The following is a 21,863-nucleotide window of genomic DNA, read 5'->3' as shown; positions in this document are numbered from 1 at the left end:
AAAGGCCGGGAACTGCCTGTGGCTTTATCGCTGCCAACCGGCTTTCTTCAACAGATGCGCCATCTCGTTTGCCCAATGTGGATTGCGCAGCCTGAGCGGCGCCAAGGCATCGCCTGAAGGATTTTCCATTTCCCGCATCAGCTTAACGCACGATCCAGCTTCCGGCAGGCGGCCAAGCGAAGCGTAACAGCAGGCGAGAGTTTCGTGGGTGGGCCGCCATGCGGGAGCGATCTTGCGCGCCTTGATAGCTGCCGCAAGCGCCTCGTTTGCCTGTCCTGCAAACAGGTACGCGAGCGCCAGAACATTGAACCAGACGAAGTTCTGCCGATCGTAAGGGTTCAACATAAGGCCGTGTTCGAGCGGCGCTATCGCTTCGGATGCGCTACCACGAAAAAACTGTCCCATCCCTAACACCAGATGACCAAGGGCGAAGCTTGGGCTGATCTCGATCGCCTTTTCCGCGGCAAGAACGGCCTGTTCCGGTGCATTGGCGTAGATGCTGCAGATGGCCAGCGCGTAGTGCGAATAGGGATTCTTCTCGTCGAGCCGAACCGCCTTCAAGGCTGCATCCAGGCCCTCCCGGATATCCTGTTCCGGTTTGTCGCTCCAGCCGTAAGCGACGATGCCGGCGCTGACGCGGCCGAGCCAGAGATGGGCCTCGGCGAGTTCAGGATCGAGCCTGCATGCCTCCCGGAACAGTTTGCGGGCACTCAAGTGAGTCTGACGGCCGACGTGGTGGAAATGCCAGGTACCTTGCCGCACCAGGTCCCAGGCCGTCGCGTTTCCGCTGCTGCGTGCGGCGGCTGGAAGCGACTCCGTCTTGAGAAGTTCGGGTTCGATCGCCCCGGCCACCCGCTCGGCTATGGCATCCTGGACGGCGAACGCCTCCGTCATTTCCAACTCGTATCGTTCGGCCCAGATCTGATTGGCCGAGGTCGCATCGACCAATTGCGTCGAGACCCGAATGTGCTGGCCGGACCGGCGCACGCTGCCTTCCAGCACATAAGGGACGCCAAGCTCGCGGGCCACCTGTTTGGAGTCGACGGGCTTGTCCTTGTACACGAAGCTGGAATTGCGGCCGATCACTCGGAACCAGCGGAACTTCGTAAGTGCTGTGATGATGTCCTCCGTGATGCCGTCAGCCAGATAGGCCTGTTCCCTGTCGCCGCTGACATTGGCGAACGGCAACACCGCGATGGACGGTCTTTCGGAGAGCCCCGCCGGCTGGCCGAAACTTGGCAGCACACCATCTGCAGCGGCGTCCAGTACACGGACGCTGCCGGCGAAACGATATCCGGTGCGGGGAACCGTGGCGATCCACTCGCTGCCGTCCGGCTGAGGCCCGAGCAGCTTGCGCAGGGCGGCAATCTGCACAGAGAGATTGCTTTCCTCGACAACGGCATCGGGCCAAGCCGCTTCCATGAGTGCCGTCTTGCTCAGCACTTGAGCCGGTGCCTCCAGCAGGGCTTGAAGCAACGACAAGCCTTTGTGCCCGAGCGCAACCGGCCGGCCCTCGCGGACAAGCGCCCCGCGCGGCATGTCGAGCACGAACGGGCCGAACGCCAAAAAACGCGGCGCGGCGACACTCCGCTTACCGGCTTCGGAAGAATTCGGAACTTTTCGCCTCCCCTTTTAGGACTCCGGCCGGACCTGCGGTCATCCTGGCCATTCTTCGTTCAGACTAACACAAAGGGAGGTCGAAATGACGATGTTGAAGCAACCGTCCGGAGCGGACAGCGTTGCGCCCAGCGACAGAAAAGCTGTAATCGTCGGGGGTGGCGAGGCTTATCGGGCCGAACAGGGGTCGGACTATCTGCCGGGAATAAGTGCTGAGACCGTCGGCGCGAGGGCGCTTTGGCTTGGCGTCGTCACGATGCCTCCGGGGAAGCGGACCAAGGCCCACGTCCACGCACGTCACGAAACAGCATTTTACATGCTGAGCGGAGACGAGCTGGAGATGTGGAGCGGGGACGAACTGCAATTTCGGGATGTCGTGCATCCCGGCGATTATCTCTATATTCCGGCCAATGTGCTCCACGTTGCCGTCAATAGGGCAAGCACGCCGGCCATTTTTGTTGGCGCCCGCAACGAACCGACCGCTCAGGAAAGCGTCGTTCTGTTCCCGGAGATGGACGGGAGGATACCGTAGAAAGGCGACTTAGCAGGAATGTTTCGCGTGAGTCGGCTTCAGGCGCCAGGCGACGTGCCGGATATCACGATTTTCTAGATGAAAAGACGGGGTGGCGTACTCAGTCGGTCCGACTATCCGACGAACTGCCGGGGCAGCACCAGCACAGCGGCGCCGGCCAAAAACATCGCCATAAGCCCGCCGCGCAGCGAGACCAGGCCGGCGACGATCAATGCCACCCATTCCGCCGGCCCGGCGCCAAGTGCTGCCGGCGCCACCAGTGTCGTCAGCACCGCGGCAGGCACGGCGTTCAGCCCGGCTTCGACGCGCGGATGGATCTTTTCGAAGCGCGAGATCACCAGATGGCCGCCGACGCGGGTCAGATAGGTCGCGATCGCACCGGCGACGATGATCCACAAGGTCGTGCTCATCGCCGCGCCTCCACGCCGCTGTGGCGCGACGGCAGAATGACCGCGAGCAGCACGCCGGCCACGGCGCCAATCGAGACGTGCCAGGGCGAGCCCACCGTCTTGTAGGCGATGATGGAGGCAGCAGCACTGGCGACGACCACCGGCAGCCACAGTGGCCGTTTGCGAAAGCCCATGACCAGTCCGAGGAAATAGATCGGTAGCAGAAAATCGATGCCCAGCGCATGCGTATCGGGAATAAGCCTGCCGAACACCGCGCCAACCGCGCTTTCGGTCACCCAGAACACATAGACCGGCAGGCCAAGTCCCATATACCAGGCGAAGCCGACTGTCTCGCCGGCCTCCGCCTTGCGCTCGGCCACCGCGAACTGCGGATCGGTGAGCAGGAAATAGCCGACCGCCTGCTGCACCGGCGGCCAGTGCGCGATCCGCCGGCCGATACCCGCGGAGTAGAGCACATGGCGGAAATTCACGGCGAAGATCGACAGCACGATCAGCCACGGCGCGACATGCTGCCCGAACAATTCGATTCCGACCATCTGGCTGGCGCCGCCGAAAACCATGGCGCTCATCAGCAAGGCTTCAAGCACCGAAAAACCGTTGTCGACGGCGAGCGCCCCGAACAGCAGTCCAAACGGCGCCGCCGCCACCACGACGGGCATGCTGAGCCGCACGCCTTGCCAGAAATCGCTTTTTGCAGGGTTCTCGGAGATTGCTTCCGCCGACATCAGCCACTCCTTAGAGCGCCGCTCGTCCTCTTGGACGAGCAAAGGACGCTCCAACACTTTGAATCCACGCGTCGGACCATCCGAAAATCGATCCCGATTTTCGTGCCGATGCGAGGAGGAAAGATCGTATGTAGGGAGCGCTGTCAGCCTTGTCACACCAATTCGCTTGAGCCAACCATCAGCGGAAATGATCCCTCGCCGCAGGTTCAGGCGCGCGTTCGGCCAGGTGCTCAGTCCACCGCGACCTTGGCTTCGATCGTCCTGCCCCAGTCGAGCAGCGGCTTGGCCCGCAAGGCGAAATCGATGAGCTCGTCGACCAGCGCCGGCCCGTGGATTCCCGCAGGGTCGATTTCATACCGGACGGCGAAATGCCGGTTGCGGATGGCCGCCGCGAGATCGGCCACCGTGACATGCTCGAAGCCGCGTGGCGCGCGCTTCATGCAACCTTCCGCATCGAGTTCGAGACCGTTTTGCTTCAACGCCTCGATCAGCGCCCGGAATTCACCCGGCCGCGTCGCGATGGCGTTACGCATCGCCAAAAGCAGTGCCGGCCCGGGCTGCCACCAGGCGACGCCGGCAAAGCAGCGCTCAAGCCCGATATGGACGAAGAACACGCCCTGTTCCATCTTGGTGCCGTCAGGCGAGAGGATTGCCGACAGATGCCGGTTGTAGGGCCGCTTGTCCCTGGCGAAACGCACGTCGCGATTGATCCGGAACAGCGACTTCTTGCGATCGCCGCGCAAACCCAGCCCTACCGCCGCGAAGCGCTCGGAGAGCGTTTCGACCAGATCGCCAAAGGGCTCGCGCAACTCGCTTTCGAAGAGGTCGCGGTTTTCCAGAAACCACTCCCGGCTCTGGTGAAAATCGAGCGCCTTGAGGAAGGCAATGGCCTTTTGGCCGAAACCGCTGAACGCGCCTTCCATCACGCCTTGCCGATCCGCTGCAACCAAGCGTCTTCATCGATCACCTCGATGTCGAGTTCGGTGGCAAGCTTCAGCTTGGATCCCGCACCCGGTCCGGCCACGACCAGATCGGTCTTCGCGGAAACCGAGCCCGCGACCTTCGCGCCGAGACGTTCAGCCATCGCCTTGGCCTCGGAGCGTGTCATCTTTTCCAGCGTGCCCGTGAATACGATTGTCTTGCCGGCAACCACGCTGTCGGCTGAGACGTTGACAATGTACGGCTTCGGGTGGACCTGTGCGAGCAGCGCATCAAGCACGTCGTCGTTACGCTCATTGCCGAAGAAATCGCGGAGCGCGCCTATCACCGTGTCGCCGATGCCGTTGATCGATGGGAAAACGGTGTGTGGATCGGCCGCCGCTGCGGTCTCCTTGCCGATGCGGATCAACTCCTCGATGGTCGAGAAGGTTCGGGCAAGCACAGCGGCCGTCGTTTCGCCGATATGGCGGATGCCCAGCGCGAAGATGAAGCGATCCAGTTCGGGTTCGCGGCGAGCGTCGATGGCATCGAAGAGCTTGTCGAGGCCTTCGTAGTTGCGCTCCTCGACACCGCGTACATTCTTGCGCGTCTTGCCCGATGCGGCCTCGCGCTGCCTGGCCTGCTCCTCGCGCCGCTCAGCCAGCGCCCTGGTGACGGCGGGACGGCGATCCCGGAGAGTGAAGATATCGGCGGCTGTCTTGATCAATCCCGCATTGAAGAACAGGTCTATGTTTTCGGCGCCCAGGCCTTCGATATCCAAGGCGCCGCGTGACACAAAGTGGCGCAATCCTTCCACGGCCTGCGCAGGGCAGATCAGTTCGCCGGTGCAGCGTCGGCGGGAATCTTCCTTGCCGGTCTTCTCGTTGATCTCGCGCGTTGCGGGTGAGCCACAGATCGGACAGGTGTGCGGGAATTCGTAAGGCACGGCATCGGGCGGACGCTTGTCGATGACGACGCTGACGATCTGCGGAATGACGTCCCCTGCCCGTTGAATCACGACTGTGTCGCCGATACGTATGTCACAGCCGTCGCGGATCGGCTGGCCGTTGCTGTCCAGACCCTTGATGTAGTCCTCGTTGTGAAGCGTGACATTTTCGACCACCACGCCGCCAACGGTGACGGGCGCTAGCCGTGCAACGGGCGCCAGCGTGCCGGTACGGCCGACTTGAATGTCGATCCTAAGCACGGTCGTCATCGCCTGCTCAGCCGGAAATTTGTGGGCGATGGCCCAGCGTGGTTCGCCGGTGACGAAGCCCCATCTCCGCTGCAATTCCAACTGGTCGATCTTGTAGACGACGCCGTCGATGTCGTAGCCAAGCGATGAGCGCTGGGCCTCGATTAGGTGATAGTGGGCGACCAGTTCCTCGACCGACTTTGCCCGGACCATCAGCGGACTGATCTTGAATCCCCACTCCGCGAATTTTTGCACTGAATCATATTGAGTCGGAGCGGGATCTTCTGACGTATAGCCCCAGGCGTAGGCAAAGAACTTGAGATTGCGGCTGGCGGTAACGGATGGATCCTTCTGGCGCAGGGAACCAGCCGCAGTGTTGCGCGGATTGACGTAGTCCTGGCCGCCGACCGCTGCCGACCGTTCCTTCAACGCCTTGAATTCCGCATAGGTCATGTAGACCTCACCTCGTATCTCGATGATATCAGGCCAGCCTGAGCCTTTCAGGTGCTTGGGGATGTCGGTGATTGTCCTGAGATTGGCGGTGATGTCCTCCCCAACGGCGCCGTTGCCGCGCGTTGCTCCCTGCACGAACACACCGCCTTCATAGCGCAGGGAAGCCGACAGCCCGTCTATCTTCGGTTCAGCCGTGAAGGCAATGTCCAGATTCTTGTCGCGGTCAAAGAACCGCCGACCACGTTCGATGAAGTCAGCAACGTCCTGGTCGGTATAGGCTTTGGCGAGGCTCAGCATTGGCACCGCATGGCGCACCTTGGCAAAGCCTTCTGCCGGGGGAGCGCCCACTCGGCGCGACGGCGAGTCCTCTCGCACCAGCGCCGGAAACCGCTGTTCGATGGCGAGGTTGCGCCGCGTCAGCGCGTCGTATTCGGCATCCGAAATGGTCGGCGCATCCTCGGTGTGGTAGCGCCGGTCGTGCTCGGCGATCTCCGCCGCCAGCCGCTTCAACTCGCTTGCGGCCTCGCTTTCGCTGAGCGAATCGACTGGTTTTTCGGCCATGTAGTGCTCCCTGGCGCATGACCCCGAAGATCGAACGATCTTCGGAAGGTTCATGCGAAAAAATCAAATTGCTACAGCGTCCTTTGCGCGTCCGAAAGGACGCGCGACGCTGCAGCGGTGGCGCGCCACATTAGATCAGGATCTTGAGAAAATCATTCCTGAACAGCAGGATGGAGCCACATCCTGACTCGATCCACAACGCCGAGCATGAGCTCCGCTATGCTGCGGTGTTTTCGCGAAGCAGCCGCTCGGCGGCCGCACGCGCCTCGTCGGTGATGGTCGCTCCGGCAAGCATCCGCGCGATCTCTTCCTGGCGCGCCGCCCGATCCATCTCGGCAATGCCGGTGGCGACACGATCGGCGCCGCCGGATTTGGAGATCAGGAAATGCGTCGCCGCGCGTGCCGCTACTTGCGGCGCGTGCGTAACCGAAAGCACCTGCACGCGTTTTGATAGCCGCGCCAGCCTTTGGCCGATGGCGTCGGCTACCGCGCCGCCAACGCCGGTGTCGATTTCATCGAAGACCAAGGTCGGCGCCGAGCCGCGGTCGGCCAGCGCCACCTTCAGCGCCAGCAGGAACCGCGAAAGTTCGCCACCGGAGGCGACTTTCATCATCGGGCCCGGTCTTGTGCCGGGATTGGTGCGCACCCAGAACTCGACCTGATCGATGCCGTCTTCCATGCGGTTCTCGGCCTCGCTTGCCATCTCGACGATGAAGGCCGCCCGTTCGAGCTTCAGCGCCGGCAACTCGGCCATCACCGCCTTGGTCAATCCGACCGCCGCCGCATGGCGAAGCGACGAAAGCTGTGCTGCGGCAATGTCATAGGTCTCGCGCGCCGCGGCGGCTTGCTTCTGCAGCCCGTGCAGGCGCTCCTCGCCGGCGTCGAGATCGGCGAGGTCGGCGGCCATCGTGTCGCGCAATTGCGCCAGATCATCGACCGCCACACTGTGCTTGCGTGAGGCGGCGCGCAGCGAAAACAGCCGCTCCTCGGCCTGTTCCAGCCGCCGCGGATCGTATTCGGTGGCGCGAAGTGCCGCCTCCACCCCCGATTGCGCTGCGTCGAGCGACAGCATCGCCTCATCGAGCGATTTGACCACGTCGTCGAGCAGGCCGGGCGCCTCGGTCACCTTGCGCTGCAGCCGCCGCAACAGGCTGGCCAGTTGCGGCAGGGGCGAAGACGGGCCCGAGAGCACATCTTGCGCATCGTGGATTTCCGAGGCGATCTTTTCCGCCCGCATCATCGAGGCGCGCAACTCGGCAAGGTCGGCTTCCTCGCCTGGCTGGGGGTCGAGCTTCGTCAATTCGGCGACCGCGGCGCGCAGATAGTCGGCCTCACGGGCCGCCGCTTCCACCTTGGCGCGGTGTCGCGAAAGCTCCTGCTCGCAGGCCCGCCAGTACCGCCATGCCTCGCCGGTCGCCCGCACAGCGCCGAGATGACCGCCAAAACTGTCGAGCAATTCGCGGTGGGCGCCGGGATCGACCAGGGCACGCTCGTCATGCTGGCCGTGGATTTCGACCAGCGCGTGGCCGACATCGCGCATCAGTGTCACGCTGGAAGGCTGGTCGTTGACGAAGACGCGGGTACGGCCGTCCGCCGTCTGCACGCGGCGCAGGATGATGTCGCCATCGTCGTCGATGGCGTTGTCGGCAAGCAGCATGCGGGCAGGATGGTTGCGCGGCACGTCGAACACGGCAATGACCTGGCCCTGTGCCGCGCCATGTCGCACCAGCGAGGCGTCGCCGCGGGCGCCAAGCGCCAGCGACAGCGCGTCGAGCAGGATGGATTTTCCAGCACCGGTTTCGCCGGTCAGCACCGAAAGACCGGACGAGAAATCGATGTCCAGCTTCTCGATCAGAACGATATCGCGGATCGACAGTCTGGAAAGCATGGTGACGCGCCGCTCAGGCGCCGGTGATCAGCTTCCCGGCCTTGGCGATCCACGAGCCCGCATTCTCGCGCGGCTCGAGCCCACCAGTCTGCAGGAGCTTGTAGGAATCCTTGTACCACACGCTGTCGGGATAGTTGGTGCCGAGCACGGCAGCGGCAGTCTGCGCTTCCGATGTCAGCCCCATCGCATAATAGGTTTCAGTAAGGCGCGCGAGCGCTTCCTCGACATGGCGCGTGTTGGAATAGGTCTCCACCACGACGCGGAACCGCTTGACGGCGGCGATGTATTCACGGCGCTCGAGATAATAGCGGCCGATCTGCATCTCCTTGCCGGCGAGCTGGTCGTTGGCGAACCGGATCTTTTCCCTGGCGTCGTCGACATATTCGGAATCGGGCCAGCGCGTCACCAGATCCTGCATCGTCTGCACGGTCTGACGCGCTTCCTTCTGGTCCTGGGTGACATCCCTGATCTGCCGGTAATAACTGAGCCCGATGATGTACTGGGCATAGGCCGCGTCGTCGGTCGACGGATAGAGCGTGAGATAGCGCTTGGCCGAACCGATCGCCTCGGTGTAGTTGCCCTGGCGATAGTCGGCAAAGGCGCCCATCACCATCGATTTGCGGGCGTATTCGGAATAGGGATGCTGGCGGTCGACCGCACCGAACTTGCGGCTCGCCTCCTGCAGGCGCCCGGCATTCAGATTGGCGAGGCCCTGATTGTAGAGAACGTCTGCCGGCTCGGTCTGCTCGACATAGGTCGACAGGTCGACATCCTTTTCGGACGACATGCAGGCCGACAGGAACAGCGATGGAACAACCACCGAAAGCGCCAGGAAAACAGCCCGATGCGGCGCTTTCGATAGACCAATTCGCTTGAAGAACATGATTGGATTCCGCCCTTTCGGCGTCATTTCAGTCGTCATTTCGCTCTGGGGCAGCAGGCATAACCATAATCGACGTGCCCGACAACGCTATCTCCGGCCAATCGCACATTTTTGTGGCAGCCTGGCGCAGCCTGCACACTTGCGTGATTTCGCCGGCCGATGGTGCATTCATGCAACACAGGCCGGCGGCCATAAAACCCGAAAAACGTTAAGATTCAGATCATCCAGGGCGCGTAGACAGGTGCATAGACAGCGCTCTTTTCGACGGTGCGACCGCGCTCCCGGCGTGTCGTCTCGACGATCTCGAACGCCGAACGGTCCGACAAAAGGCGGCGCAGCGCTGCCGCATTCAGCCTGTGGCCGCCGCGATAGGAACGGAAGCAGCCAATGAACCGGGCGCCGGCCAGCGCCAGATCGCCCATGGCGTCCATCGTCTTGTGGCGCACGAATTCGTTGGGATAGCGCAAGCCTCCGATGTTGATCACGCGGTTGTCGTCGCCGATCACCAGCGAGTTTTCCAGCGAGGAGCCGAGCGCATAGCCGGCTGCCCACAGCCGCTCGACGTCCTTCATGAAACCAAAGGTGCGGGCCCGCGCGATATCGCGGCGAAAAATGTCGGCATTCATGTCGGATGCGAAGAGCTGACGGCCGATCGCCGGGCTTTCGAAATCGATCTCGATTTCGAAGCGCGTGCCGTCATAGGGCCTGAATTCCGCCCAGGAGGCACCGTTCTCGATGCGAACCGGCTTGACCACCCGGATGTAGCGGCGCTTGATCGGCAGCGTATCGATGCCCGCCTGGTCGATGGCCTCGACGAACGCCATGGCGCTGCCGTCGAGGATCGGAACCTCACGGCCGTCGATCTCAATGGCGATATTGTCGATGCCGAGCCCGAAAACCGTGGCCATCAGATGTTCGACCGTGGCGATGTGCTCGCCTGCCGGATCGCCGAGCATGGTGCACAGATCGGTGGCGCCGACCTCGGAAACCAGCGCACGGAATTCCCGGACTTCACTTCCATTCGAAAGCTGGAACACGACACCCGTATCAGCGTCTGCCGGCAGGAAATGAACGGTAACAGAATTGCCGCTGTGAACACCGGTGCCCGTCAGCGTCGCACGCGATCTAAGTGTCGTCTGATAGTCGTGCAAAACAAACCCCATAGCCCATACTGCCTACGTCCGCTTCATAAGCCCAAGGGCGCGGCTCTTTGATCGGCAGGCAGGGCCACTTCCCCGAATCCCAGCAAACCGAAATTGATCGCGGCGAAGATAGTGGTCCGGCAGGAAGTCTCCAAATCACGGTTTCTTACTCTATGTAACCGCGATCCGAAGCGGATGCGGTCTCCTAACTCCTTGTTTTACAGGCACTTTTATCATTAACGGGCAAACAATTTCTTGTCTGCCTGTTAATAACTGTTACGGTCCGTTAACAGGTCAGTTGGCCTGGCGGCGAAGGAATGCCGGAATCTCCAGCTGATCGTCTTCCTGGACAGCCCGGCTCTGCGGCGTCAGCCGGCCCTGGTCGTCCAACTGGCCGCGGCGCGGCGCGTAAAGCTGCGGATCCTGGCTGGCAAGGCGGCGCACTTCGGGTGCCGCCTGGCGCAGTTTCGGCTCGCGCGGCTGCGCCGGCTGCAGCCGTGCGGGCTCTTCTTCGCGACGGGTAAGGCCGTTGGTCAGGCGCTTGAGCAGTCCCATCGGTCCGCTGTTCTCGTGGTCGGCCGGGCGGCTTTTGGCTTCCACCTCGGCTTTCACCACCGGCGGAAAGTCCTCGACGCGCGGCATGCGCTGGGGCGCTGCCGGCTGAAGCATTTCACGCTGCGGCGCGGGCTGCATCGCTTGCTGAACCATTGGCTGCAGCATCGGCTGCGGCTGGGCCGGCGGCGCCTGGAAGATCTTGCTCTGCGGGCGGAAATCTTCTGCCTGGGGGGCCGGCGCGGGACGCGCCATCGCCGCCGCATTCGCCTCGGCGAGCTGGATTGCCTCGGCGACAGGATCGGCGGCGCGCGGCTCATAGCCTCCCTGCTGGACAGGCACTGGGCGGCTTTCCGTGACCGGAGCGGCCGGGCGGCTGACCGGCTTTGGCGGAGTCGTGCGGATGGCGATCGGCGCGGCAGCGATTTCTGCTGCCGATTTGTCGATGCCGGTAGCAACCACCGAGACACGGATGACGCCTTCGAGATCCTCGTCGAACGTCGCACCCAGGATGATGTTGGCTTCCTGGTCGACCTCCTCGCGAATTCGGGTCGCCGCCTCGTCGACTTCGAACAGGGTCAGGTCGCGGCCGCCGGTGATCGAGATCAACAGCCCCTTGGCGCCCTTCATCGAGGTCTCGTCGAGCAGCGGGTTGGCGATCGCGGCTTCGGCGGCGGCCATGGCGCGACCCTCGCCGGAAGCTTCACCCGTCCCCATCATCGCCTTGCCCATCTCGCGCATGACCGAGCGGACGTCGGCGAAGTCGAGGTTGATCAGCCCTTCCTTGACCATCAGGTCGGTGATGCAGGCGACGCCGGAATAGAGCACCTGGTCGGCCATGGCGAAAGCGTCGGCAAAGGTCGTCTTGTCATTGGCCAGCCGGAACAGGTTCTGGTTGGGGATGACGATGAGGGTATCAACGCATTTCTGCAATTCCTCGATACCCAGGTCCGCCGTCTTCATGCGGCGCTGGCCTTCGAAATGGAACGGCTTGGTGACGACACCGACGGTGAGAATCCCCTTCTCGCGCGCGGCACGTGCAACGACCGGCGCGGCCCCCGTACCGGTGCCGCCGCCCATGCCGGCAGTGACGAAGCACATATGGGTGTTGGAGAGATGATCGACGATCTCGTCGATGCATTCCTCCGCCGCGGCGCGTCCGACTTCCGGCTGCGACCCCGCACCCAGGCCCTCGGTGACATGCGCGCCGAGCTGGATCAGGCGATCCGCCTTGGACATGGTCAGCGCCTGCGCATCGGTATTGGCCACCACGAACTCGACGCCGCGCAAGCCGGCGGTGATCATGTTGTTGACGGCATTGCCGCCGCCGCCGCCGACACCGAACACGGTGATACGCGGCTTCAGCTCGGTGATGTCCGGCTTTTGCAGATTGATGGTCATTGTCTCCGTCCTTTGCCTTTCCCGCCGCTTCGCCGCTGCGGCCGCCTATGGGGCTGTCCCCGTCAATTTAAAAACTGTCTCTCAACCACTGACTCATCCGATGCAGTTTTCCGCCTGTTCCGGTCATCCTGAGACCAGAAATTCCTTTCGCCGGATGGCTCTCGAAATTCGCCATCTGCGGGTAGATCAGAAGCCCGACCGGCGTCGAGAAAGCCGGCCCCTTGGCCGCCTCCGGCAAGCCCGCTACACCGAGCGGACGGCCGATGCGCACATTGCGTCCGAGAATGCGGCGCGCTGCCTCAGGCAGGCCGGAAAGCTGGCTGGCGCCGCCGGTCAGCACGACGCGCTTGCCGGCGGCGTTGCCGTAGCCGGACCTGTTCAGCCGGTCGCGCAACAGTTCCAGCGTCTCGTCGATGCGCGCCCGGATGATACGCGTCATCACCGAACGCGGGATCTGAAGCGGCACCTCGCCATCCTCGCCGATCGGCTGTATCGAGACCAGGTCGCGGTCGTCGGCACTGCCGGGCAGCGCCGAGCCATGCATCACTTTCAGCCTCTCGGCGGCATCGAGCGAGGTTGACAGGCCCTTGGCCATGTCCAGCGTGACGTGGTTGCCGCCGATGGCGATGGCGTCGCCATGAACGAACTTGCCTTCCGAAAACATCGAGATCGTCGTGGTGCCGCCGCCCATGTCGATGCAGGCTGCGCCCATTTCGAGCTCGTCGTCGACCAGTGCGGCAAGCCCGCTGGCATAGGGCGTCGCCACCATGCGCTCGACCGACAGGTGCGAACGGTTGATGCAAAGCTCCAGATTGCGCAACGGTGCCGCGTCACCCGTCAGCACGTGCATGTCAACGCCGAGCTGGTCGCCGACCATGCCGCGCGGATCACGCACGCCGCGCTCGGCGTCCAGCGAAAAGCCGACGGGAAGCGAATGGATCACTTCGCGTTCGGCTCGCAGCGCCTGCTTGGCGCCGGCGGCAAGCACGCGCTTAATGTCGGCCTCGTCGGCCTCATGGCCGCCAAGGTTGATGGTTGCCGAGAAGCTTTCGCTCTTCAGTCGGCCGGCCGTCATGTTGACGATCAGCGAATCGACGGTCAGCCCGGCCATTCGCTCGGCGGCATCGACGGCAAGGCGGATGGCGTGCTCGGCCCTGTCGAGATCGATGACGACACCCGATTTCACGCCTTGCGATTTCTGGTGGCCGATGCCGATCACCTGTATGCGATGCGAGCGCCCGCGCAGCAGCATGCCGTCCTCGCGCGGCTTGAGCTTGGCCACCACGCAGCAGACCTTGCTCGAGCCGACATCCAGCACCGTCATGATGCCGGACCGGCGCGACGAGGCATCGCTGTTGCCGCCAAGCCAGCTCATATCTTCGTCTCCGGCTTGCGCTTCGGCATTTTCGGCTTTTCATTGAGAGCGGCCTGACGCTGCGTCGCCGCCTCCGGCGTCAACTGGACGACGAGGCGATCGGAAAGGCGCATGTCGACGGCGGCGATATCGCGCGTCAAAAGCCCGTTCTCTCGGTCCATCCTGACCAGATCGGCGATCGCCCGGTCCTCGCCATCCTCGGGAAGCTTGACCGTGATGCCGTTTTCGAGCTTCAGGTCCCAACGCCGTTCGCCGATGCGGATATAGCCTTTGACCCGTGCGGCAAGCTCTGGATATTTCTTGATCCTGGCCAGGAAATCCGGCGCCTTGGCCGGGGCGCCGGTGCCGACGATCAGCGGCAGCAGCGACTGCTTGCCGCCGGAGAATGGCGCGATCACGGCGCCGGAGCGCTCGATTACCGAAAGCTCGCTGCCCTGCTGCCAGAGCGCAAAGGGCTCACGCTCCTCGATGCGCACCTCCAGCATGTGCGGATAGACCTTGCGCACCGCCGCAACCTCGACCCAGGGCAGCGTGGCGATGCGTTCCCGCGCCGCTTCGGCATCGAAGCCGATCAGCGAGGTCCAGCCATCGAGTTGCATCCTGTCGAGAATATCGATCTCGGAGGTTGCGCGATTGCCGACGACCTTGATCTGGTCGACGGCAAAGCCGGAGCGGGCGGTAATGCCCTGGACGATGGCGTCGACATGCCCGCCGAGATAGGCGCCATAGGCACTGCCCGATACGAGCAGCGCCGCCGACAGCACGGCTGCGGAAAACGGCGGCACTTCGAAGTCGTCCTCGCCCAGACGCGCCAGCATGCGCGCCGGCCGGCGAAGCAGGCGCGGCAGCACGAAATGGTCGAACGACAACGACACACCGAACAGCGTCGGCCCGGCCGCGCCCTTCCCCTTGCCCTGTCCCCACCTCAACGCAGACACGAAGCGTCCTCCACCATCCAACTCAACAAATCGCCGAACGAGTGCCCCGCCTGCGCGGCGATCTCAGGCACCAAGGATGTCGGCGTCATGCCCGGCTGAGTGTTGACCTCGAGCCAGACAATTTCGCCGTTCTCGGAGTGTCGATCATCATAACGGAAGTCCGACCGGGAAACGCCCCGGCAGCCGATAGCTTGGTGAGCCCTGAGCGTCAGTGTCTGTATTTTTTGGTAAATATTCGGTGAAATTTTTGCAGGGCATTCGTGTTTTGATCCGCCCGCGACGTATTTTGAATCATAGTCGTAGAAGGAATGGCCGGTCGGGATGATCTCGCAGACGCCGAGCGCCACATCGCCCATCACCGCGCAGGTCAACTCCCGCCCGTGCACATAGCGCTCCACCATGACGGTATCGCCATACTTCCAGTCGGACGAACCGATGACCTGCGGCGGATGCGACTGCCCTTCGTGCACGATGACGACGCCGAAGCTCGACCCCTCATTGACCGGCTTGACGACGTAGGGCGGCTTCATCGTGTGCCTGTTCTGGATGGCGAAGCGATTGACCACTTTCGATTCGGCGACCGGAATCCCGACGGACCTGGCGATCTTCTTGGCCTGTTCCTTGTTCATGGCAAGCGCCGAGGCGAGAACGCCGGAATGGGTGTAGGGGATGGCAAGATATTCGAGGATGCCCTGGATGGTGCCGTCCTCGCCGAAAGGACCATGCAGCGCATTGAAGACAACATCAGGCTTGAGCTCAGCCAGCACCGATCCAACATCGCGCGAGACGTCGACGCGAGTGACCTGGTAGCCTTCCGTCTCGAGCGCATCGGCACAGGCTTTCCCCGAAGACAAGGACACGGGCCGCTCGGACGAGAATCCACCCAGAAGGACGGCCACGTGCTTGCTTTTCATTTCCCGTCATTCCCTCTCACGGCGGGCCCTTTCACTGCGGGTCTGCATCTCACACGCCCGGAAAAGGGCCATACACTCAAACGCTCGGAGCAGTCCCTGCTCTCATGATTTCTGCAACATCGAGTCCCCCTAGTCTCCCGGCAGGCTGCCCCTGACGGAAAAACGCTGGTGACGCGTCGAAACGACTCAAATCAGGAAACGCTTCAGGGCAGAGAATCAGAGAGTTGAATCGCTGGCAAGTCCTTACGATTCCGCGAGATTCACTTTCCGCAAAAACGGCAGCGAAAACTGTGTTGTTGAGTCCTCATAGCAACTGTCCGAGGAATTCCTGGACCTCGTGCCCAGGCCGGAATTTGCCGATGCGCTTGATTTCCCAATGCAGCCGGATGCCCGACCGTTCGAGCACGCGCGTGCGCACCGTCTCGCCAAGATATTCAAGATCGTAGCCGGTCGCCGTTCCCGTGTTGATCATGAAGTTGCAATGCATCGGAGACATCTGCGCGCCGCCGATCATCAGCCCCCGACAGCCCGCTCTGTCGATCTCCTTCCATGCCGAGGTGCCTTCCGGATTCTTGAAGGTCGAGCCGCCGGTCTTTTCGCGGATCGGCTGCACGGTCTCGCGATGGTGCTGGACGGCGTCCATTGCCGCCTTGATCGCGGCCTTGTCTGCCAAAACGCCCTCGAACACCGCCGATGTGAAGATCAGCCCGGCAGGTGCTGCCGAATGGCGATAGGCGTAGCCCATGTCGGCGTTGCTCAGCGTATGCACATTGCCCTTGCGGTCGAGCGCGCGCACCTCGACAACGCGCTCGCGCGTCTCGACGCCATTGGCGCCGGCATTCATCCTCAGCGCACCGCCGATGGCGCCCGGAATGCCGTGGTAAAACTCAAAGCCGCCTATGCCAGCCTGATAGGCGACAGCGGCAAGGCGTTTGTCGGGCGTGGCCGCGCCCGCCTTGATTGTGGTCGGCGCAACCACTTCGGCTTCGCCAAAGCCCTTGGCCGAAAGCCGGATGACGAAGCCCGCAATACCGCCGTCACGGACAAGCAGGTTCGAGCCGATACCGACGGTGGTCAGCGGTATCTCTTCGGGCACTGCTCTCAGGAACGCAGCGAGATCGTCTTCGTCGGCCGGCTGGAACAGTGCGTCGGCCAGCCCGCCGGCGCGGAACCAGGTTATCTTGTCCATCTCAGCATTCGGCGTGATGCGACCGCGCAGGCCGGCAAGCCGGACGCCAAGCTTGTCGATCAACGCCTGGCCGCGCGTCATGAGGCCGTCCCGCCGAGTTCCCTGGGCAGCGCATAGGCCCATTGGGTGATGTTGCCGGCGCCGAGGAAGACGATGAAATCGCCTGGCTTGGCCAGGTCGCGGATAACAGGCGCAATCGCCGCCGGGCCTTCGATGTAGCGCGCGTCGCGATGGCCGCCGGAGCGGATGCGCGACACCAATGCCTCTGACGTCACCCCGTCGATCGGCTCTTCGCCTGCCGCATAGACCGGCGCCACCATCACCGTGTCGGCATCGTTGAAGCAGACCGAGAACTCGTCGAACAGATCATGCAGCCGGGTGAAGCGGTGCGGCTGGGCAATGGCGATGACGCGGCCCTGGGTGGCGTCGCGCGCCGCCTTCAGAACCGCTGTGATCTCGACCGGATGGTGGCCGTAGTCGTCGAACACATCGATGCCGTTCCACGAACCGGTGGGCGTAAAGCGCCGCTTGACGCCGGCGAAGGACGACAGGCCCTTCTTGATCGCCTCGGCCGAAAGGCCGAGCTCATGCGCGACGGCGATCGCTGCGGTCGCATTGGCGACGTTGTGACGGCCGGGCATCGGCAGGCGCAGGCCTGAAATCGTCGATTGGCCGCGGGTCTTGCGGTCGCGGATCACCACATCGAATTCTGAGGTCGGGCCATCCATGCGGTGATTGATGAAACGCACGTCGGCCTGTGCGTTCTCGCCATAGGTGATGACGCGCCGGTCCTCGATGCGGCTGACCAGCGCCTGCACCTCCGGATGGTCGGTGCACATGACGCCGAAGCCGTAGAACGGCACGTTTTCGACGAACTGGCGAAAGGCCTCGCGCACCTTGTCGAATGAGCCGTAATGGTCGAGATGCTCGGGATCGATGTTGGTGACGACGGCGATCTCGGCCGGCAGCTTCAGGAACGTGCCGTCGCTCTCATCGGCCTCCACCACCATCCATTCGCCATCGCCCATGCGGGCGTTGGTGCCATAGGCGTTGATGATGCCGCCATTGATCACGGTCGGATCGAGGCCGCCGGCTTCGAGCAGCGTCGCCACCATCGAGGTCGTCGTCGTCTTGCCATGCGTGCCGCCGATGGCCACCGCCTGCCGGAAGCGCATCAGTTCCGCCAGCATCTCGGCGCGACGCACGACGGGAAGCAGTTTCTCGCGTGCCGCCTTCAGCTCCGGATTGGATTTCTTGATCGCCGTCGAGACGACGACCACTTCGGCATCGCCGATATTGTCGGCATGATGACCGACAAAGCACTCGATGCCCTTGTCGCGCAGCCGCTGCACATTGGCGCTGTCGGCTTGGTCGGACCCTTGCACCTGGTAGCCGAGATTATGCAGCACCTCGGCGATGCCGCTCATGCCGATGCCGCCGATGCCGATGAAATGCACGAGGCCGATCGTCTGCGGCATCTTCATGCGTGCGTCTCCTTCCTGAATTCCGATACGCTTTTCTTCGACGCAATAGCCTCTGTCAGATCGGCGAGCAACCGTGCCGCGTCCGGTTTTCCGGCCGATTTGGCCGCCGCTGCCATTGTGGCCAGCCGCTCCGGATCGTCCATCAGCGTTCCGACCAGCGCGGCGATGCGCTCGGACGAAAGCGTCGATTGCGGATGCACTTCGGCGCCGCCTGCCGCGGCCAATGCCGCGGCATTGGCCGCCTGGTCGTGGTCGAGCGCATGCGGATAGGGCACCAGCAGCGCCGGCCGGCCGATCACCGCGATTTCCGATACGGTCGATGCGCCGGACCGCGACATCACCAGATGCGCCGCAGCCATGCGCGCCGCCATGTCGGTGAAGAACGGCGACACCTCAGCCGCGACGCCAAGGGCGGCATAGGCCGCCTTCACCCGCTCGACGTCGTCGGCACGCGCCTGCTGGGTGATATCAAGCCGCTTGCGTTGTGCATCGGAAAGCTGTCGAACCGCCGCCGGCACCGCATCGGAAAAGAACTGTGCGCCCTGGCTGCCGCCGAACACCAGAAAGCGGAACGGCTGGTTCCTGGTCGACGCCGCATAGGGCGTCTTTGCCGCCTCCAGCACTTGCGGCCTGACCGGATTGCCGGTCGTCACCGTCCTGGCGCCTGCAGCGCTTGAATCTTGTGGCAAAAACCCGCCGGCGATGGCATCGACACGGCCGGCGAGCGCCCGGTTGGCGCGCCCCATCACCGCGTTCTGCTCGTGAATCAGCGTCGGCACCTTGCGTCGCGTCGCCGCATAGAGCGGCGGCAGCGTCGGATAGCCGCCGAAACCGACCACGACGGCCGGCTTGACCCGGCCGATCACCGCCGATGCCTGCCGCACGCCGCCCCATATCTTCCAGAAGGCGGCGAGCAAAGCGAAAGGATTTTTCGAGCCGATGGTCGCCGACTGGATCGGATGAATGCAAGCGGCCGGGAACTGGCCGGCAAAACGCTCGGCACGATCGTCGGTGGCGAGGTGCACTGTCCAGCCACGCTGGTGCAGCTCATGCGCCAGCGCCTCGGCCGGGAAGAGATGCCCGCCCGTGCCGCCGGCCGCCAGAAGGATCGCGCCCCTCGACATTTCACTCCGCCGGCATGGCGCGCCGCGACGGGGCGAAGCCCAACTGCTTGCGCTTTTCCGGCCGCTTGCGCGTCAGCGCCAGCACCATGCCCATCGAGATGGCGATGGCGATCTGCGAGGAGCCGCCATAGGAGATGAACGGCAAGGTCATGCCCTTGGCCGGCATCAGCTGCAGATTGACGGCCATGTTGATGACCGACTGCAGACCGAACACCGTGACCAGGCCGCCAACCGCATAGCGTGTGAAATCGTCCTGCTCCTTGAGCGCGGTGCCGAGGCCGCGCAGCACGATGAAAGCGAAGATGGTCATGATGAAGAAGCACATGATCAGTCCGAACTCTTCGCCGGCCACCGAGTAGACGAAATCGGCATGGCTGTCGGGTATCACCCGCTTGACGGTGCCCTCGCCCGGCCCGACGCCGAACCAGCCGCCATTGATCAGCGCATCGCGGCCCATGTCGACCTGGAAGGTGTCGCCCTCGCCGGTCATGAAGCGATCGATGCGGCCGGCGACATGCGGGAACACGGCATAGGCGGCAAACACGCCGCCGACGCCGGCAGCGCCCAGCGCGATGATCCACAGCCATGGCAGTCCGGCCATGAAGAACATCACCCCCCAGGTGCCGAGCACAAGCATGGTCTGGCCGAAATCTGGCTGCGCCACCAGCAGCGAGATGACAAGGGCCAGCAGCAGCATGGCGAACAGATTGCCTGGAATGTCGGGCTGGCGCTTGTGTTCGGCAAACAGCCAGGCGCAGATGACGACGAAGGCAGGCTTGAGGAATTCCGACGGCTGCAGCGACACGCCGGCAAGCGACACCCAGCGACGCGCGCCCTTCACCTCGACGCCGATGTAGAGCACCGCCACCATCAGCACCAGCATGATGCACAGCATCGCCAGGGCCATGCGCCTGATCTGCCGCGATTCCAGGAAGGAGACGGCCAGCATCACGCCAAGCGCGGGAATGGTGAAGATGATCTGCCTTGTAGCGAAGTGGAAACTGTCCAGGCCGATACGCTGGGCCACCGCCGGGCTTGCCGCGAAGGACAGCACGATGCCGAGCCCCATCAGCGACAGGAACGCAGCCAGGAACCATCGGTCGATCGTCCACCACCAGGTGGCAACCGGGCTTTTGTCGAGACGGCTTTGCATTATCGTGCCCCTCCGATGAGCTTCACGCCATCAATAGTGCTGGCAGCTTGCCTGAAGGCTTCGCCGCGCACTTCGAAATTCTTGAACTGGTCGAAACTGGCGCAGGCCGGCGAAAGCAGCACCACCACCTCGCCATTGCCATCGTCCGTGGCGGCGTCGCTTGCGGCATGCTCGACCGCTGCGGCCAGCGTGCCGGAAATCTCGTAGGGCACCGCCTCGCCGAGCGTCGCCGAGAAGGCTGGTGCGGCCTCGCCGATCAGATAGGCTTTGGCGATGCGCGGAAAGAGGCCGCGCAACGGCTCGATGCCACCCTCTTTGGGCAACCCGCCGGCGATCCAGTAAATGCGCGCAAAGCTGGACAATGCGGGCGCTGCCGCATCGGCATTGGTCGCCTTGGAATCGTTGATGAACAGCACATGGCCCTTGCGGCCGACCTGCTCCATGCGGTGCGCCAGCCCGGGAAAGCTCTCCAGCCCCGACTGGATCTCGCCCAGCTCGAGCCCGACCTTGAGGCAGGCGGCGAGAGCGGCCAGCGCATTCTGCGCATTGTGCTGGCCGCGCAGCGAGCCGATGCCCTCGAGAAAGGCAACGCGGCTGTAACGTCCGTGCACCGCCTCCATCAGGTCGGTGCCGTCGGCGAAATAGCCGTCGGTCAGCGGCAGGCGCTTGGAAATGCGGATGACGTGCCGGCCTGCCCGTTCCAGCCGGTCGGCGAGCTGGGCGCACCAGGAATCGTCGACACCGACGATGGCCGTCTCGCTGCCGGCCGCCAGCCGCTCCTTGATCGCGGCGTAGTGCTGCATCGTGCCATGACGGTCGAGATGATCGGGCGTCAGGTTGAGCAGGACGCCAGCGGTCGGATTGATCGAGGGTGCCAGGTCTATCTGGTAGGACGAGCATTCCACGACATAATGCCGCCCCGGTTCCGGCGGATCGAGCGTCATCACCGCGCGGCCGATATTGCCACCCATCTGCGTGTCGCGCCCGGCCGATTTCAGGATATGCGCCGTCAGCGCCGTGGTCGTCGATTTGCCGTTGGTGCCGGTTATGGCGATGAAGGGTGCAGCCGGCGCCAGCAAGGTCCGCTGCCGGCAGAACAGCTCGATGTCGCCGATGATCTCGACGCCTGAAGCGCGCGCCAGTTCCACTGTCCAGTGCGGCTTCGGATGCGTCAGCGGCACGCCGGGCGACAGCACGAAGGCCGAGAACTTCGCCCAGTCGGCGCCACGCAGGTCGCCAGTCGCGATACCGACGGCCGCGGCATTGGCGACACTGCCGGGATTGTCGTCCCAGGCGAGCACCTCCGCCCCGCCCTCGATCAAGGCGCGCGCAGTAGCGATCCCCGAGCCGCCGAGCCCGAAGAGCGAAACGCGCTTGCCTGCGAAGGATGCGGCGGGGATCAAGCGGCC

At 63.5% G+C, this 21,863-nt stretch carries 18 protein-coding genes; 1 reads left to right on the top strand and 17 read right to left on the bottom strand.

All coding sequences use genetic code 11. The features are described from left to right. Positions 1-24: 24 nt before the first annotated feature. On the bottom strand, positions 25-1,566 hold the full coding sequence (locus JG739_RS14425) for a winged helix-turn-helix domain-containing tetratricopeptide repeat protein (RefSeq protein ID WP_342216456.1): 1,542 nt from the start codon (positions 1,564-1,566) through the stop codon (positions 25-27). Positions 1,567-1,702: 136 nt separating this feature from the next. Between JG739_RS14425 and JG739_RS14420 the strand changes: the two genes are divergently transcribed. Further along, complete coding sequence (locus JG739_RS14420; protein ID WP_202367024.1) at positions 1,703-2,149, top strand: cupin domain-containing protein; 447 nt, start codon at positions 1,703-1,705, stop codon at positions 2,147-2,149. A 113-nt stretch (positions 2,150-2,262) separates the two neighbouring features. Here the strand turns inward: JG739_RS14420 and JG739_RS14415 are convergent, their stop codons facing one another. The 16 genes from JG739_RS14415 to murD form a co-directional block, all read right to left on the bottom strand. Next, positions 2,263-2,559: an AzlD family protein gene (locus JG739_RS14415; protein WP_202367023.1), complete on the bottom strand. Its 297-nt coding sequence runs from the start codon at positions 2,557-2,559 to the stop codon at positions 2,263-2,265. After that, positions 2,556-3,284, bottom strand: coding sequence for an AzlC family ABC transporter permease (locus JG739_RS14410; protein WP_202367022.1), 729 nt, complete (start codon positions 3,282-3,284; stop codon positions 2,556-2,558). Before JG739_RS14410 ends, JG739_RS14415 begins: the two co-directional genes overlap by 4 nt. A gap of 230 nt (positions 3,285-3,514) precedes the next feature. Next, the gene (locus JG739_RS14405) at positions 3,515-4,207 is read right to left on the bottom strand and encodes a DUF2461 domain-containing protein (protein ID WP_202367467.1); all 693 of its coding nucleotides are present in this window, start codon (positions 4,205-4,207) and stop codon (positions 3,515-3,517) included. Further along, positions 4,207-6,411 carry an NAD-dependent DNA ligase LigA gene (gene ligA, locus JG739_RS14400; RefSeq protein WP_202367021.1) on the bottom strand — a complete coding sequence of 735 codons (2,205 nt, stop codon included), beginning with the start codon at positions 6,409-6,411 and terminating at the stop codon, positions 4,207-4,209. Before ligA ends, JG739_RS14405 begins: the two co-directional genes overlap by 1 nt. 217 nt (positions 6,412-6,628) lie before the next feature. Further along, positions 6,629-8,299 carry a DNA repair protein RecN gene (gene recN, locus JG739_RS14395; protein ID WP_202367020.1) on the bottom strand — a complete coding sequence of 557 codons (1,671 nt, stop codon included), beginning with the start codon at positions 8,297-8,299 and terminating at the stop codon, positions 6,629-6,631. A gap of 13 nt (positions 8,300-8,312) precedes the next feature. Continuing rightward, a complete protein-coding gene (locus JG739_RS14390; RefSeq protein WP_202367019.1) occupies positions 8,313-9,182 on the bottom strand; it encodes an outer membrane protein assembly factor BamD in 870 nt (289 codons plus the stop codon). A 215-nt stretch (positions 9,183-9,397) separates the two neighbouring features. Then, positions 9,398-10,345 carry a UDP-3-O-acyl-N-acetylglucosamine deacetylase gene (gene lpxC, locus JG739_RS14385; RefSeq protein WP_202367018.1) on the bottom strand — a complete coding sequence of 316 codons (948 nt, stop codon included), beginning with the start codon at positions 10,343-10,345 and terminating at the stop codon, positions 9,398-9,400. Between the two features lie 273 nt (positions 10,346-10,618). Further along, positions 10,619-12,277, bottom strand: a complete 1,659-nt coding sequence (gene ftsZ, locus JG739_RS14380; protein ID WP_202367017.1) for a cell division protein FtsZ — start codon at positions 12,275-12,277, stop codon at positions 10,619-10,621. 67 nt (positions 12,278-12,344) lie between these two features. Further along, positions 12,345-13,652: a cell division protein FtsA gene (gene ftsA, locus JG739_RS14375; RefSeq protein ID WP_023798744.1), complete on the bottom strand. Its 1,308-nt coding sequence runs from the start codon at positions 13,650-13,652 to the stop codon at positions 12,345-12,347. Then, on the bottom strand, positions 13,649-14,590 hold the full coding sequence (locus JG739_RS14370; protein ID WP_202367016.1) for a cell division protein FtsQ/DivIB: 942 nt from the start codon (positions 14,588-14,590) through the stop codon (positions 13,649-13,651). Before JG739_RS14370 ends, ftsA begins: the two co-directional genes overlap by 4 nt. Beyond that, positions 14,578-15,504: a D-alanine--D-alanine ligase gene (locus JG739_RS14365; RefSeq protein WP_202367015.1), complete on the bottom strand. Its 927-nt coding sequence runs from the start codon at positions 15,502-15,504 to the stop codon at positions 14,578-14,580. Before JG739_RS14365 ends, JG739_RS14370 begins: the two co-directional genes overlap by 13 nt. A 304-nt stretch (positions 15,505-15,808) precedes the next feature. Next, complete coding sequence (gene murB, locus JG739_RS14360) at positions 15,809-16,774, bottom strand: UDP-N-acetylmuramate dehydrogenase (RefSeq protein ID WP_202367014.1); 966 nt, start codon at positions 16,772-16,774, stop codon at positions 15,809-15,811. Continuing rightward, positions 16,771-18,177 (bottom strand): UDP-N-acetylmuramate--L-alanine ligase, encoded by a 1,407-nt coding sequence (murC, locus tag JG739_RS14355; RefSeq protein WP_202367013.1) that lies wholly within the window; start codon positions 18,175-18,177, stop codon positions 16,771-16,773. Before murC ends, murB begins: the two co-directional genes overlap by 4 nt. Next, a complete protein-coding gene (gene murG / locus JG739_RS14350; RefSeq protein ID WP_202367012.1) occupies positions 18,174-19,301 on the bottom strand; it encodes an undecaprenyldiphospho-muramoylpentapeptide beta-N-acetylglucosaminyltransferase in 1,128 nt (375 codons plus the stop codon). Before murG ends, murC begins: the two co-directional genes overlap by 4 nt. Before the next feature lies 1 nt (position 19,302). Next, positions 19,303-20,454 carry a putative lipid II flippase FtsW gene (ftsW, locus tag JG739_RS14345; RefSeq protein ID WP_202367011.1) on the bottom strand — a complete coding sequence of 384 codons (1,152 nt, stop codon included), beginning with the start codon at positions 20,452-20,454 and terminating at the stop codon, positions 19,303-19,305. Continuing rightward, positions 20,454-21,857, bottom strand: a complete 1,404-nt coding sequence (murD, locus tag JG739_RS14340; protein WP_202367010.1) for a UDP-N-acetylmuramoyl-L-alanine--D-glutamate ligase — start codon at positions 21,855-21,857, stop codon at positions 20,454-20,456. The genes ftsW and murD overlap by 1 nt, the downstream gene beginning before the upstream one ends. Positions 21,858-21,863 lie beyond the last annotated feature (6 nt).

This window comes from Mesorhizobium sp. L-2-11 (assembly GCF_016756595.1).
In the GTDB taxonomy this organism is placed as follows: Bacteria; Pseudomonadota; Alphaproteobacteria; order Rhizobiales; family Rhizobiaceae; genus Mesorhizobium.
The sequence above is the reverse complement of the archived record's forward strand: the minus strand, read 5'-3'. Positions and strand labels throughout refer to the sequence as shown.

Excerpts from the sequence above, each read along its gene's own strand:
- JG739_RS14420 (WP_202367024.1), top strand. The coding sequence starts at position 1,703 with ATGACGATGTTGAAGCAACCGTCCGGAGCGGACAGCGTTGCGCCCAGC.
- JG739_RS14415 (WP_202367023.1), bottom strand. The coding sequence starts at position 2,559 with ATGAGCACGACCTTGTGGATCATCGTCGCCGGTGCGATCGCGACCTAT.
- ftsW (WP_202367011.1), bottom strand. The coding sequence starts at position 20,454 with ATGCAAAGCCGTCTCGACAAAAGCCCGGTTGCCACCTGGTGGTGGACG.
- murB (WP_202367014.1), bottom strand. The coding sequence starts at position 16,774 with ATGACGCGCGGCCAGGCGTTGATCGACAAGCTTGGCGTCCGGCTTGCC.
- ftsA (WP_023798744.1), bottom strand. The coding sequence starts at position 13,652 with ATGAGCTGGCTTGGCGGCAACAGCGATGCCTCGTCGCGCCGGTCCGGC.
- recN (WP_202367020.1), bottom strand. The coding sequence starts at position 8,299 with ATGCTTTCCAGACTGTCGATCCGCGATATCGTTCTGATCGAGAAGCTG.
- ligA (WP_202367021.1), bottom strand. The coding sequence starts at position 6,411 with ATGGCCGAAAAACCAGTCGATTCGCTCAGCGAAAGCGAGGCCGCAAGC.
- JG739_RS14390 (WP_202367019.1), bottom strand. The coding sequence starts at position 9,182 with ATGTTCTTCAAGCGAATTGGTCTATCGAAAGCGCCGCATCGGGCTGTT.
- murC (WP_202367013.1), bottom strand. The coding sequence starts at position 18,177 with ATGAAGATGCCGCAGACGATCGGCCTCGTGCATTTCATCGGCATCGGC.
- murG (WP_202367012.1), bottom strand. The coding sequence starts at position 19,301 with ATGTCGAGGGGCGCGATCCTTCTGGCGGCCGGCGGCACGGGCGGGCAT.
- lpxC (WP_202367018.1), bottom strand. The coding sequence starts at position 10,345 with ATGGGGTTTGTTTTGCACGACTATCAGACGACACTTAGATCGCGTGCG.
- ftsZ (WP_202367017.1), bottom strand. The coding sequence starts at position 12,277 with ATGACCATCAATCTGCAAAAGCCGGACATCACCGAGCTGAAGCCGCGT.
- JG739_RS14410 (WP_202367022.1), bottom strand. The coding sequence starts at position 3,284 with ATGTCGGCGGAAGCAATCTCCGAGAACCCTGCAAAAAGCGATTTCTGG.
- JG739_RS14365 (WP_202367015.1), bottom strand. The coding sequence starts at position 15,504 with ATGAAAAGCAAGCACGTGGCCGTCCTTCTGGGTGGATTCTCGTCCGAG.
- JG739_RS14405 (WP_202367467.1), bottom strand. The coding sequence starts at position 4,207 with ATGGAAGGCGCGTTCAGCGGTTTCGGCCAAAAGGCCATTGCCTTCCTC.